Here is a 13,458-nt window from a genome sequence, read left to right as displayed (position 1 = left end):
ATGAATGAGGGTATTAGCTCAAAACTTTTTGTATTAGCAGATGAATTAAAAATGTATTTAGAAAATCCTAATTTAGATTTAAGAGAAGGATTAATAGATAAAATTCTTGCATCTTTCAAAAATTTAAATAAATCGGAAGCAACTGATATATTAAGTATATTTCAACTTCTAACCAAAGAATGGGAAAAATCCATAGCAACTGCTGAATTAGTTGTAACATTACCCCCTGATATTCAACATGAGTTTAGGCGAACAGTAGGTGTTCTTAGAGAGTATATTCTTTCTGCAAAACATACAATTACGATGACTGGTTTTTCAATTTCAGATTTTGCAAATGACTTAATTGAATTAATCATTTTGAAATGTTCTAGAGGAGTAAGAATTCGCTTTTTTATTGATAAAGATATTGATGAAACAATTTTCGATAATGCTATTAAACTACAAAATTTTGAGTTGTATAAATTTCAGGCACCTAACTATTATTCGCACTTACATTCTAAGATTGCTATTTTTGATAGTAAGAAAGCATTTATTTCATCTTCAAATTTATCTTACAATGGAATTTTAAATAATATTGAAATTGGTAGCATTGTAACAGGAGAAAAAATTAAAGGTTTAGAGGGGATTTTTGAAGCATTGGTAGTAAATAAATATTTTCAAAGAATACTTTAAAAAAAGCATCATTTCGTAACTTTACGAAATGATGCTTTTTTTATTTGTCTGATTTAAATATTCTTGCAATATTAATGCAATGTGATAAGCCATTAGTGGTGGTACTGCGTTACCTATTTGCTTGAAAGCTGCAGTTCTTGAATCTTCAAAGTAAAAGTCATCAGGAAAAGATTGAATTCGAGCAGCTTCACGAACAGAAATTGAACGATTCTGATTGACATCCGGATGAATGTAGTAGTGTCCATCCTTTGAAATATGTGCAACAACAGTATGGGAAATATCCTCTAATCTAACTAATTTAAATCTGTCTAAAAAGCTTTCTTTATTCTTATGTGATTGTAATTCATTTGGTAGCTCATTATACTTTAGTAGCCGTTTCTCTTTATTCCAAGTATCTACTACCAATTTATATATAAGTAAATCCTTTTCATTATTACTGCGAGTAATATGTTGGGATAGGATATTCCATTCTTGAGGTCTTATAAAAGAATTTGCAATTTTGGCTCGTTTCCTATATTTCTTCAATCCATCAATGCTTTCTCCCGCATTTAAAGGAGGTAAGTCATTAAATAGTTGTTTAATATTAACAGGTTCTGGAACAATATTAAATTCAGGGAATTTAAACTGATATATATTTTTCCAACCAATCAAAATTACCCTTTCTCTATTTTGGGAAACACCGAAATCTTTTGAGTTCAAAACTTTATAATCAATTTTATATCCAGCTCGTAAAACGCTTTTTTGTAAACTTTTAAAAATTGTTCCGTTTTTAGCAGTTAATATGCCTTTGACATTTTCAAAGATAAAGAACTTAGGTTTGTATTTTTTTAAAAAGCGAATATAGTGACGATATAGGTAATTTCGAGGATCATCTTTCATTCTATTTGGATCTCTAGATATTCCAACATATGAGTATGCTTGGCATGGAGGTCCCCCAATAATAATATCAATATGGTTATTAGGAGAGCTTTTTAACCTTTCATCTATTATTGATGTAATTGATGAGAATGTTTTATTACTTATTTCAGATTCTATTACGTTATTTAATACCCTACTTGGTACTTGTTCATATAGTTGTTCTCTAGAAATTTTTTTTTCTAAATAATCAAGATATAATTTAAATTTATTTGAAGATTTTAAATAATAATATGCTTCTCTTGTCCTTAACGTGTTACAAGCACTTTTATCCATTTCAACATGAGCTACAATATTAAAACCAGCCTTTCTAAAACCTTCAGACAGTCCTCCCGCTCCCGCAAATAAATCGATTATGTTCATAAATCAACAACTCCCTAGTATGGATTATACCAGGATTAACAAATTAATAGAATAAGTAAAATCATGAAGGAAAGAAAAATGGGTAAATTATAAATAATTTATTAAATATTTGATAATAGCTAATCAGTTTCTTTGAAGAGCTGTTTATTTATTGATATTAGAGAAATCAAAACCACTTATTAAAAGAGGGTCATATTTTTCAGAAATAAGTTTTCTGATAGTATTTCCTCGGTTTTTGTTATATTCATAGTAGATATGATAAGGCAAACAAAATTGTTCTTTGAAATGTATTAATGATTTATTAAGAATTTCATTTCTATTATTCTTAGTTAGATAATATAAATTAAGTATTGCAGATGTATCGAATATGAAAATACAATTTTCCATATTTCTTTTAATTCTTCTGATGTTGGTATTTTATAGCAATTACATCAAAGTTATCACCATACTTTTTTGGAAAATAATTGTAATATAAATAATTTTACCATAAATCAGATATAAATAAGCCACATTTAGATGTATCACATTGAACCGTACCACAAGTGATAGTAAAGCGTAAATTTGAGTTTTCTCTCACTTGTAAATAAAACTTTTCATTAAATATTTTAAAATTAAAGAGCGCTTCGGCTAAGCCAAGCGCTCTAATATAATTCCTCTAGAACAGTCCTGATAGCTTTTACAAAAGAATTTTCTTCCTCTTTATCTACATTAATGCCTATAGGAATTAAATTTCTTTTGAGTAGTTCAGCAGCATCAAAAGGGTGTAAATTCTCAATAATTATGAAATGTTCCCCTTTTATTTGGGCATAGATTTTATCGTACAAATCTTTAAAATACTGATCTTTAAAGGAAAAGCCGATAAACAACAAAGTTTTATTACTCATGATACCATTAAGAACATCTTTTATCTTTTCTTCTCTATAAAGCTTATTATAATCGTCTTCAGTAACTATCATAGAATTGTACATATCTGCATTTCCATGAAGATGGATTACTTTTTGCGTGTCTTCCTCCATTAAATCCTGTAAATCATCTAGAGTATCCAAGTTTTGAGGCATTACGAATTCACCTCTATAATCCTTTAAATAGTCAGATACTATGTTGTCATAGTTAGTAGTTATAATGAATTGTGTATCCAGTTTCAAAATATCTAAGATGTTGTGAAAAGTGTTATTAGGTTCTTTAATATAACTAGATTTGATTATAGATTTAATATCTTTTTTTATAGTTTGTTCATTTTGATACAATCCTGAATATATTTTTAAAAAGCTTAAAGCTTTTAGATAATCACCTTGTTGGATTAAATCAATATATTTTTCTCTATTAGTTTCATTAAGTCCTTTGTCTAATTGTAGTAGTAAATTCTTCCAACTAGGTAATTTAAAAGGTATTGATACCCCAGCGCCTAAAAAGGGAATTATTTTATGAGTACGATTTTTTAATCTATCTAGGTTACTTCTGTAATCCTCTATTATATATTTTTTTAATTGTTCCTTTTTTTGCTGACCTATAAGTTCCAAGAAGGGTTTATTCAGTGTATACGCTTCACGGATGATATGCGTTGGGGAATCCGCCAATTCTTCTCCACAATGATTGCATTTCTCACTTAAAGCAATAGCAAAATCAACTGAGTCTGTAACTTCACATTCATACGAAAGGTATTTTGAGGCCATCCCTTCACGTAATAGCTCATTGATAATCACATTACCTGTTAAATCACCAATATCATAATGTGTTAGTCTTTCTTTATAAAAAATTTCATTTTTTACTATTTCAGCTATAATGTTTAATTTTTCTATAGTTTGTTCTTCACTTATTTTTAATTTGAGGCTAACGGTATGAATTAATTGTTTTAATGACATAATGAATTATCTCCTTATTTAAAGGTCTGTCAGGAAGGAAAACTATCCTAAATTGATTACTAGTAGAATATATAGTCGTTTGGATGACGTCAATATCTTTTTCATCATTAAATTTGTAGTCTGTAAACCAAGAAAGTGACCAGCTATCTAATCCTAATGCTTGCTCAAAGTTAAAATAAAGACTATGAAACATATCAGAAGCTGAAACAGGATATTTAGCATTAGTAGATTGTGTAGAACTTTTACTTGATTTATTGGAAGTAAAGTTAACACGTGTTGGATAACCTATTAAATTACTCTTTTTAGCTTTTCTGACCAGATCCATAGGTGAGACTTTATATTCAATGTAATAAGACAGTAACAAAGAACTTATTTTTTTTCCTAAATCTTTCTTGTCAGCCATGGTGAGGGTATCACCAGGTATATTAAACAAAACCTTGTTCAAGTTTTTAACACTGCCTTTTATAGCTTTGTCAGTACGCGTGTTCACGTCATTTCTTAGATCGTCTAATAAATTATCATCTAATTCCTTACAGAGGTCAAACATACCTGCACGATCACTTTTAACGTCAGGCTTTTGTAAAGAAACGCCAAGTATATTAAAGATCTTTTGAATTGCATTCTTGTGGATTTGGTGAATTGTAGTACTTGCGTTTTTTTCATCCTTTTGCAAACCTAAAATATTTTTTACCATGGTCAGTGCGACTTTACTTTTAAAATCTATTTCAATGCCTGCTAAAAAATACACTTGTCCTCCGCTTTTTTTAGAAGCTACCTCTACAAAAAGAAATCTTGCATTGATTATAATTCCATTTTCCTCTTCATAATCAAATCCCGCAATAAATGTTGTATTAGGGGTTGTGATATTTAAGAGATCCATCAAATAAAAACCATTTTCACTCATTAACCTTTGAATGTCAGGAGGGATGGATTCTTTAATATTAATTTCGGTTATTAGTTGCTTTACTCTTTCTTTAAAATGTTTCACTTTTAAATTAGGGTGTGCAGAAATCTTTTCAACAAAAATATTTTTAAGATGACTATAAAGGATGTTTTCAAAAAATATTTTACCGACTTCTTCAAAATCACTGGATAAATTTTCATATAAATACTCATAGTATTCTGCAAAACTAAATTCTTGTACCTCTTCACTAATTTCCCATTTTTTCTGAATATCGTGTTTAAACTTGTCTACTTCTATAAAATCAATAAATTTATGTCCATTGAATATATATAAAGCATCTTCTAGTTGCATCTGATTGGCCCCCTTAACCAACTAATTATATCATAATGTTAAAAAATTCATTACAAGGAATTTTTTGATATACAGTATAATACGGATATTGGAGACAATAGAATTTTAAAATGTATGAATAAATTCGTAGTGTATTGAGAGCGGAAAGGTTTTAATGTTATTAAAAAGTGAACTATCATTTTGTTAGAAGAGTAAGTAATTTCTTATAGTAAATAATTATTTAGATTTTCTATATTTAATTTATGTAATACCGTTTAATTAGAACGAAGAAATTCTAGATAGGACAGAGCGAAGCGGAGTCCTCCGAGCAAGGCGAGGAGAAATTTATAATGATCTATCTGAGAGTCTGAGAAAGCTCTGAGGAACTTACGAAAGTTTCTATATAGCTAAGATACGAAAAAGTTAATAGTCAGTATTCAAGAGCGCTGATGACCTGAAAATTTTAACCTAAATATTGCTTATATATATTTTCAATACTAACTTTAAAACCGAGATATAATATTGATCTTAATTGGTAATAGAATGAATAGAATGTATTTTGGTAACATTCATATAAAATCAACTAATTGTTTGATTAATAATGGAGTTTAAGAAACTTTACCAACTCTGAAGATAATAAGTACTTTCAAATCTTTTTACACATAGCCTTATTTAATCCTTATTAAATAAAGGATTTCGTTTCTAATTGCCCCCGACCACCGGTATCAATAACTATCGACTAACGTTAATAAAATCAAGTTTCTCACAAATTGTGGGGAACTTTATCCTTTTTCTTATACACTGAATTCCTTGAGAATCTTTGCCATCAGGAATAATAGCTCTAAAACCATCACAATTTCTTCCATGAAGTACACTTTGCTTTACCATTCTCCCCAAATTTTTTCTTACTGTAAGAGGGATTTCATTCCAATCCATCTCTGTAATCAAATTTCGAATAAGAATACGTGTACCGGATTCCATTTTTTCAATTCCAACATCTACTTGCCATATAAGATCTTCATAATCATAACTTGGAGCTTCGTCCAGTAATAACAGACGTGAGTACTCTTGGATTGAGGGTCAATTTGAATTATAAGCATCCAATGTTATTTTTTCATATTCTTCTTTAGTCAATTCAATTTTAATCAATGGCAAAACGATCACTCCTTTTTGAATGGTTTAGGTTTCTTTACCATATCTAATTGATTTAGGAAGTGGAAATTAAATATTTAAAATTCTTTTCCAAATATAAGAACTCTAGATATTATTTCTTCAACACTGCTTTCGTGTTCAACCTTCATCTTTTCCCTTGAAAAATTAATGCTTACTTTTTCTTACTTCAATTCCTACTTGAGGTGAAGTATCTTCTTTACCAATGATTTGAAGTTTAGCAGTATGATATTTTCCTTTTACTTCTAAAATGTCTTTTAGCTACGCTTATCCTTTCTCAATTGTTAATTCACTTCTTGATTAAATAATACTTGGGCTTCCAATTCATCATAGTTGAATTCTCGATAGAATGATACCAGATGTTCAAAAAAGTCTTTGTTTTGATAAGCCGTGGTCCAGTTAACACTATTATGCTAGTTTTTTGTACAAGGTCCATTGTCACTAGTTTTTTGCCCTGGAAATTCTTCTATTTAAAATAGTAGATATTCCAGTGTTTTTTTCTATTATTCCAATGGATTAAAAGCAGAAGAACCGCCCATGTGCACAAATCAAATCTAATAATTTTCAAAATAGAAAAATAATGTTGTAATTTTAAAAATATTATTTATAATAAAAGTTGAGAGGTGATTCAGGTGTCAACTAAGAATGTATCTGAGGAAAAAGCATTAACTCCGAGAGGAATTGAAACACGTGAGAAGCTTTTACGAGCAGCTGAGGAGGTTTTTGGGCAGAAGGGATATTTTGAGGCGTCCATTGTTAATATTTCACAGGAAGCGAAAGTTGCCCAGGGAACGTTTTATAATTATTTTCCTTCAAAGAAGGATATTTATGATGAGTTAATTCGGAGCTATAGTCGGGATTTGCGTATTGCGATTAAAGAAGGAATGGCAGGAAGCTCGTCTTTTGAGGAAGCACAGCGAAATGGCTTTTTTGCTTTCTTCAGCTGGGTAAAAAACCATCCTAATTTGTACAGTATTGTCCAACAGGCGGTTGTGGTGGATCAGGAGCTATTCCGCTGGTATTATGGCAAGCTTGCCACTGGATTTTTAAAGAGCTTGTCTCAAGGAATCGAAGCGGGAGAATTTAAGGACCTGGATCAGGAGACCGTTGCCTACTGTTTAATGTCTATTGGGCAGTTTCTCGGAATGAGATGGGTGTACTGGGAAAAGAAAGAGGTTCCTGAAGAAGCATTTGATGCTGCGATGACGCTTATCTTCCAAGGATTAAAAAAGTAAAGAGGGGGAGTTCGATGAAAGGGATTGCCTATTGGATTGAGAAATGGGCATACACACATCCAGATCGAACAGCAGTTATTACAGATAACGAAATGGTGTCCTATAAACAGTTAGATAGAATGATAGCTTTAGCTGCCCAAAGGATCCAGGAAAAACTGCAAGGAAGAAAAGGGGAGCGCATTGCGATATTGTCGCATAATCGCTTGGAGTACATCGTCCTGTTATTTGCGATTGCTAAGGCAGAATGTGTGGCGGTCCCGTTGAATATTCGGTTAAGTGCGAAGGAGCTTATTTTCCAGCTCAATGACAGCGGTTCAAGGATCCTTTATGTCGAAAGGGATAATGCCGAGTTTGCCGCTTCCCTTGTTGAGCAAAGTGAGCTTGAACATTTGGCGTTCATGGAGGATGTATGTGAGGAGTCTCAAACAAGCTTTGCTTTTGAGCGAATGATTGATGAGGAGGCACCATACATTATCTGCTACACGTCAGGGACAACCGGTAAGCCAAAGGGGGCGGTGCTGACACAGAGTAATATATTCTGGAATGCCGTCAATAACAAGCTTGCCATCGATTTGACGTCAGAGGATCGCTGCATTGTGCTTCTCCCGTTGTTTCATATTGGCGGAATCGGGCTGTTTGCGTTTCCATCCTTATTTTCCGGTGGAACGATCGTTATCCCTGGAAAGTTTGATCCTGAAAAAACACTGGCAATGATTGAAACGTATCAGGTGACCGTGGTGATGGGCGTTCCGACCATTCATCAGGCTTTGCTCACGAGTCCATCATTCAATACCACTGATTTGAGTACTGTCCGCTGGTTCTATAATGGGGGCGCACCATGCCCGCGTGAATTAATAGATGCCTATTTTGATAGAGGCTTCTTATTCGGCCAGGGCTTTGGGATGACCGAAACGTCTCCTACTCTATTTATGCTTTCGAAGGAAGATGCCCCAAGAAAGAGAGGCTCCATTGGTAAGCCTGTGTTATTTTCCGAATATAAGCTGCTGGATTCTGAGGGGAGAGAGGTTGAAAAAGGGGCAGTTGGTGAGCTAGCTGTTAGAGGGCCAAATATTATGAAGGAATATTGGAATCGGGCGGATGCCACAAAGGATGCACTAAGGGATGGATGGCTGCTGACAGGAGATTTAGCGAAAACAGATGATGAAGGCTTCCTGTTTATCGTAGGCAGGAAAAAAGAAATGATCATTTCTGGCGGTGAAAATATTTATCCGCTCGAAGTCGAGCAGGTCATCAGCCAAATGGAAGGTATCGCGGAAGTAGCCGTCGTTGGAAATGCGGATCCGCTTTGGGGGGAAGTACCTGCTGCGTTTATTGTCAAAGAAAATGGAAGCGCTTTAACTGAGGAGGCAGTGATTCAACACTGCCAAGGAAATCTGGCAAAATATAAAATTCCAAAGCAGGTTACATTTTTAAAAGAAATGCCGAAGAATGCGACTGGAAAAATTCAAAAAACAAAACTCATAGGAAGCAGGTGACATGGTGAATAGTTATCATATCGGTCAACAGGCCTCTTGCAGCAAAACGATTACCGAAACAGACTTTATCCTGTTTGCAGGAGTAAGCGGTGACTTCAATCCTATCCATATTAATGCGGAATATGCCAAACAAACGAGGTTTAAACAGCGTATAGCGCATGGGCTTTTAACTTCAAGCTTATTATCACAGCTCTTAGGTGTTCATCTTCCTGGCAAAGGGGCCGTTTATGTCGAGCAAACCATCCAGTTTAAAGCCCCTGTTTTTATAGGCGACACCATTACAGCACAAGGAACCGTACAAGAAATTGATGAAAAGAGACGAATACTGACACTGCTAACACAGTGCTTTAATCAAGAGGGGAAACTGGTTTTGACAGGTACCGCCAAGATGATGGTTCCTGAGGATGGAGGGGTAATTTAATGGGAATTGGGATAAAAACAACAGGCGTCTATTTTCCGCCTGGTATAGAAACGTCAGCAGACTTAGCTGTAAAAACGGGCATACCGGAACAGGTGATTATCGAAAAGTTTGGTTTAGTCCAAAAGCATGTGGCAGATGATAGCCTACATGCATCAGATCTTGCTGTGGCCGCAAGTAGGCAGGCACTTGAAGGAATTGATCCGCTATCCATCGATGTGGTGATCTATTTTGGCAGCCCTCATAAGGATTACTATGTTTGGTCGAGCGCGCCAAAAATACAGTATGAATTGGGTGCGAAAAATGCCTATGCGTTTGAAATTATGAATGTCAGCTCCTGTTTTCCAATCGCCTTAAAGGTAGCAAAGGATATGATAGCTGCGGATTCATCGATCCAAAACATCCTGCTTGTTGGGGGCTGCAAGGAATCACAAGTCGTGGATTATGCCAACCCGCGTTCACGCTTCATGTTCAATTTTGCGGACGGGGGCAGTGCCGCACTCGTAACAAGGGATTCCACCGAGAGCGAAATTCTCGGGAGCGCCATCCTGACAGACGGATCCTTTCATGATGATGTTAGAACACCTGCTGGAGGGTCGAAGCATTTTGCCAGCCATGAAACGGTCGAAAAGAATCTTCATTATATTGATGTGAAGGATCCACAATCCATGAAAGAAAGATTGGATCCTGTGTCGATCGCCAATTTTGATACTGTTATTCGCAAGGCACTTCATAGAAGCGGTTATACTCCTCAAGATATTAAACTCCTATTGCCACTGCATACAAAACGATCAATGTTTAAAGAGCTCTTACAATCACTGGAACTTCCTGAAGAAAAGGCGATCTACTTAAATCATCATGGCCATATGTCAGCACTTGATCCATGCGTTGGTCTACACTTTGCCCAGGAAAAGGGACTTCTGAATCCTGGCGATCTCGCTGTAGCAGTTAGTGCCGGAACGGGCTATACATGGGCAGCGACTGTTGTGAAGTGGAAAGGAGAGAAAAGATGAAAAAAGTAAGGAGTCTCGTCCTTTTCCTTCTTCTATTTTCCCTTATGTCTGGCTCGAGCGTGTTTGCAGATGAGTCCTATCGTTTCCAGCATGCGTGGGGGAATGAGATTGATCCTTCTAACGAGTTCCGCACGCCGGTAGCAATGGCGAAGGATCACTCAGGGAATATTTACATGGCAGATATGGGGAATCATCGAATTGTAAAAATGGATTCCTCCGGTAAAATTCTCAAGTCATTTGGCACGCTTGGTCATTCCCCTGGCCAATTCAATATGCCATTTGGCATCGCTGTGGATCAGGAAGGGAATATTCTCGTTGCTGATACAGGGAACTTTCGCATTCAAAAGTTCGATTCTGAATTCAGGTTTATAAAAAGCTGGGGGACGAAAGGGGAAGGAAATACTCAATTCGGTTTCCCAAGAGAAATTGCGATCGATCAGGAAAACAATTATTACATTACCGATGAATTTAATCACCGAATTCAAAAATTTACTTCTGATGGCCAATATCTTCTCACGATTGGTTCCTATGGAAAAGGTGATGGTCAGATGGCCCTCCCGCAAGGCCTTGCGATAAACAATAAGGGGGAGGTCTATGTAGCTGATACGTACAATAATCGAATCCAAGTGTTTGATCAAAACGGCAGATTCATAAGGAAAATTGGCGGGCTTGAGCCTGGAATTGGCGCGTATCAATTTTACCACCCACGAGGCATTAACTTTGAGCCAAAGTCTGGCGCTCTCTATGTAGCCGACACCTATAATAACCGAATCATGAAATTTGATGAAAAGGATAGGTTTGTTTATACGACAGGGATTTTTCCTAATTTAGTGTATCCGAATCAGATTTTACCATCCGAGAATGGCGATTTATTCATTACGGACACAGGTAATAATCGGATTGAGGTGTACAAGGAAATTGGTCTGAGTATTACCTATAAAATGACCATCGGCTTAGCCAGATACGGAGACAAGCAATATGCAGGACCTTATGATGTGCAAAGCGATTCAAAAGGAAATGTCTTTGTATCCGATTCATTTAATCACCGGATTTTGAAATATGATGCAAACGGAAGTCTAGTAGGCAAATGGGGAAGCATGTTCGGTACTGGCGGGCCGTTTGGCTATGGCAGTTATTTTGGTCAATTTTTTGTACCGCGGCAACTAGCAGTGGACCGTTATGACAATGTCTATGTAGCCGACTCAGTGAATCACCGGATTCAAAAGTTCTCGAATTCAGGGACGTTCCTTGCGGCGTACGGCTCATTAGGAACATTAAGCGGCTTTTTCCAATTCCCAAGCGGGGTGGCAGTTGACAGCAAAGGCAATATCTTTGTGTCCGACTCGGAAAACAATCGAATTCAAAAGTTTAATTCCTTTTTTGTCTACACGAAGGAATGGGGCAGAAAAGGGACTGGCAATGGTGAATTCTCACAGCCGATGCAGCTTGCCATCGATTCGAAAGACAATGTGTACGTCGTGGACCGTATTAACAATCGTGTTCAGAAATTCGATAACAATGGCAAGTTTCTCGCGAAGTGGGGAACCAATAACGGAAGCGGGAACCTCGATCCATTGGAAAATTGGGGTGAAGAGTCAGGTGATTTGTTCTTGCCGACAGGAATTGCTATTGATGATCAGGACCGTGTCTATGTAACTGATACGTCAAATAATCGCATGAATCTCTATGATGAAAATGGAAGATTCATCGAACAATTTGGTTCCTTTAGTGGCGAAGATGGTCAGTTTTTCTCTCCTCAGGGGCTAGATATTGATCGTAATGGGAACATCATTATCGCAGACGGACTGCTTCAAAAAATACAGTTCTTTAAAAAAGAAAATTAATCATAGGGGGAATGGGAGATGAGGTATAAGATGTCTGGCATGAAGTCTGTTTTATCGATCATCATCGTACTCACTCTTTTCGTTGTAACAGGTTGTTCCGGGGAAAAGGCAAGCTCGAAGGAAGACACCATCAAAATTGGTGTCCTTGCTTCCTTAACCGGTCCGCTTGAGACGTATGGAAAGCAGACAGTAGCGGGATTTGAATTGGGGCTAGAGTATGCAACCGAAGGATCGAATGAAGTCGCAGGCAAGAAGGTGAAGTTTATCGTCGAAGATACGGAAACAAAACCGGATGTCGCGGTAAGAAAAGCAACGAAGCTACTGGAAGAGGATGAGGTCGATTTCTTAGTAGGTTCATCAAGCTCTGGCGATACGCTGGCCGTCTTGCCGCTTGCTGAGGAATACGAAAAAATTATGGTGGTGGAGCCTGCCGTTGCCGACAGCATCACCGGTCAAAACTGGAACAAGTACATTTTCCGGACAGGACGAAATTCCTCACAGGATGCTGTAGCTGGTGCAGCCGCAATCGCTGAGAAGGATGTGAAAATTGCTACCTTCGCCCAGGATAATGCCTATGGCAGAGAGGGAATCGCAGCTTTTAAAGAGGGAGCAGAAAAGCTCGGTGCGACAATTGTGAATGAACAATATGCCGATCCAAATTCAACTGACTTCACAGCAAATATTCAAAGCATTATAAAAGAAAAGCCTGATTATCTCTATATCGTCTGGGCAGGGTCAAATGCACCGTGGAAGCAGTTAAAGGATATGCAGCTTGAAGAGCAGGGGATTAAAATCTCTACTGCCGCCCAGGATATCGCTTCTTTAAAAACAATGGATTCCTTAATTGGCATGAGTGGTTTTTCCATTTACTATCATACGCTGCCAGATAATAAAGTAAATGACTGGCTAGTGGAGCAGCATAAGAAAAAATTCGATGGGGAAATCCCTGATCTCTTTACTGCTGGTGGGATGACGGCTGCGATCTCTATTGTCGAGGCGCTTAAGAAAACAGAAGGCGACAAAGATGTTGACGGTTTAATTAGCGCAATGGAAAATATGGAGTTTGAGACACCGAAGGGAACGATGAAATTCCGAGCAAAGGACCACCAGGCTTTACAATCGTTGTATGCAGTAACTCTTGAAGAACAGGAAGGTGTGGATCATCCGGTTCCAGTTCTCATCAGGGAATTAAATATGGATGAAACAGAGCCACCGATCAGAAATGGCAAATAAAAA

Annotated in this window: 10 protein-coding genes; 7 read left to right on the top strand and 3 right to left on the bottom strand. The window is 36.4% G+C overall.

Annotated features, from left to right (window positions below; translation table 11 throughout):
- A complete protein-coding gene (locus tag MHI39_RS20010; protein ID WP_342540029.1) occupies positions 1-672 on the top strand; it encodes a phospholipase D-like domain-containing protein in 672 nt (223 codons plus the stop codon).
- Between the two features lie 21 nt (positions 673-693).
- Here the strand turns inward: MHI39_RS20010 and MHI39_RS20005 are convergent, their stop codons facing one another.
- The 3 genes from MHI39_RS20005 to MHI39_RS19995 all read right to left on the bottom strand — a co-directional run bounded on the left by MHI39_RS20005 (position 694) and on the right by MHI39_RS19995 (position 5,067).
- Entirely contained in the window at positions 694-1,950 is a 1,257-nt protein-coding gene (locus MHI39_RS20005) for a DNA cytosine methyltransferase (RefSeq protein ID WP_342540028.1), read from the bottom strand.
- Positions 1,951-2,591: 641 nt separating this feature from the next.
- Complete coding sequence (locus MHI39_RS20000) at positions 2,592-3,812, bottom strand: SIR2 family protein (protein WP_342540027.1); 1,221 nt, start codon at positions 3,810-3,812, stop codon at positions 2,592-2,594.
- Positions 3,781-5,067 carry a hypothetical protein gene (locus MHI39_RS19995; protein WP_342540026.1) on the bottom strand — a complete coding sequence of 429 codons (1,287 nt, stop codon included), beginning with the start codon at positions 5,065-5,067 and terminating at the stop codon, positions 3,781-3,783. Before MHI39_RS19995 ends, MHI39_RS20000 begins: the two co-directional genes overlap by 32 nt.
- A gap of 1,781 nt (positions 5,068-6,848) precedes the next feature.
- Between MHI39_RS19995 and MHI39_RS19990 the strand changes: the two genes are divergently transcribed.
- From MHI39_RS19990 to MHI39_RS19965, 6 genes are read left to right on the top strand one after another with little or no spacing between them, the layout of a single operon-like run.
- Positions 6,849-7,451 (top strand): TetR/AcrR family transcriptional regulator, encoded by a 603-nt coding sequence (locus tag MHI39_RS19990; RefSeq protein ID WP_058003262.1) that lies wholly within the window; start codon positions 6,849-6,851, stop codon positions 7,449-7,451.
- Between the two features lie 14 nt (positions 7,452-7,465).
- Positions 7,466-8,947: an o-succinylbenzoate--CoA ligase gene (locus MHI39_RS19985; protein ID WP_342540025.1), complete on the top strand. Its 1,482-nt coding sequence runs from the start codon at positions 7,466-7,468 to the stop codon at positions 8,945-8,947.
- Position 8,948: 1 nt separating this feature from the next.
- The gene (locus MHI39_RS19980; RefSeq protein ID WP_058003264.1) at positions 8,949-9,368 is read left to right on the top strand and encodes a MaoC family dehydratase; all 420 of its coding nucleotides are present in this window, start codon (positions 8,949-8,951) and stop codon (positions 9,366-9,368) included.
- Positions 9,368-10,378 (top strand): 3-oxoacyl-ACP synthase, encoded by a 1,011-nt coding sequence (locus tag MHI39_RS19975; protein WP_342540024.1) that lies wholly within the window; start codon positions 9,368-9,370, stop codon positions 10,376-10,378. The genes MHI39_RS19980 and MHI39_RS19975 overlap by 1 nt, the downstream gene beginning before the upstream one ends.
- Before the next feature lie 44 nt (positions 10,379-10,422).
- Positions 10,423-12,222, top strand: a complete 1,800-nt coding sequence (locus MHI39_RS19970) for a 6-bladed beta-propeller (RefSeq protein WP_278892463.1) — start codon at positions 10,423-10,425, stop codon at positions 12,220-12,222.
- 30 nt (positions 12,223-12,252) lie between these two features.
- Complete coding sequence (locus MHI39_RS19965; RefSeq protein ID WP_342540023.1) at positions 12,253-13,455, top strand: substrate-binding domain-containing protein; 1,203 nt, start codon at positions 12,253-12,255, stop codon at positions 13,453-13,455.
- The last annotated feature ends 3 nt before the right edge of the window (positions 13,456-13,458 follow it).

Source organism: Heyndrickxia sp. FSL K6-6286 (assembly GCF_038630395.1).
GTDB classification, from domain to species: Bacteria; Bacillota; Bacilli; order Bacillales; family Bacillaceae_C; genus Heyndrickxia; species Heyndrickxia oleronia.
Note: the sequence above shows the minus strand (reverse complement) of the source record. Positions and strands in the feature narration are given on the sequence as shown.

Excerpts from the sequence above, each read along its gene's own strand:
- MHI39_RS20010 (WP_342540029.1), top strand. The coding sequence starts at position 1 with ATGAATGAGGGTATTAGCTCAAAACTTTTTGTATTAGCAGATGAATTA.
- MHI39_RS20005 (WP_342540028.1), bottom strand. The coding sequence starts at position 1,950 with ATGAACATAATCGATTTATTTGCGGGAGCGGGAGGACTGTCTGAAGGT.
- MHI39_RS20000 (WP_342540027.1), bottom strand. The coding sequence starts at position 3,812 with ATGTCATTAAAACAATTAATTCATACCGTTAGCCTCAAATTAAAAATA.
- MHI39_RS19995 (WP_342540026.1), bottom strand. The coding sequence starts at position 5,067 with ATGCAACTAGAAGATGCTTTATATATATTCAATGGACATAAATTTATT.
- MHI39_RS19985 (WP_342540025.1), top strand. The coding sequence starts at position 7,466 with ATGAAAGGGATTGCCTATTGGATTGAGAAATGGGCATACACACATCCA.
- MHI39_RS19980 (WP_058003264.1), top strand. The coding sequence starts at position 8,949 with ATGGTGAATAGTTATCATATCGGTCAACAGGCCTCTTGCAGCAAAACG.
- MHI39_RS19975 (WP_342540024.1), top strand. The coding sequence starts at position 9,368 with ATGGGAATTGGGATAAAAACAACAGGCGTCTATTTTCCGCCTGGTATA.
- MHI39_RS19970 (WP_278892463.1), top strand. The coding sequence starts at position 10,423 with ATGTCTGGCTCGAGCGTGTTTGCAGATGAGTCCTATCGTTTCCAGCAT.
- MHI39_RS19965 (WP_342540023.1), top strand. The coding sequence starts at position 12,253 with ATGTCTGGCATGAAGTCTGTTTTATCGATCATCATCGTACTCACTCTT.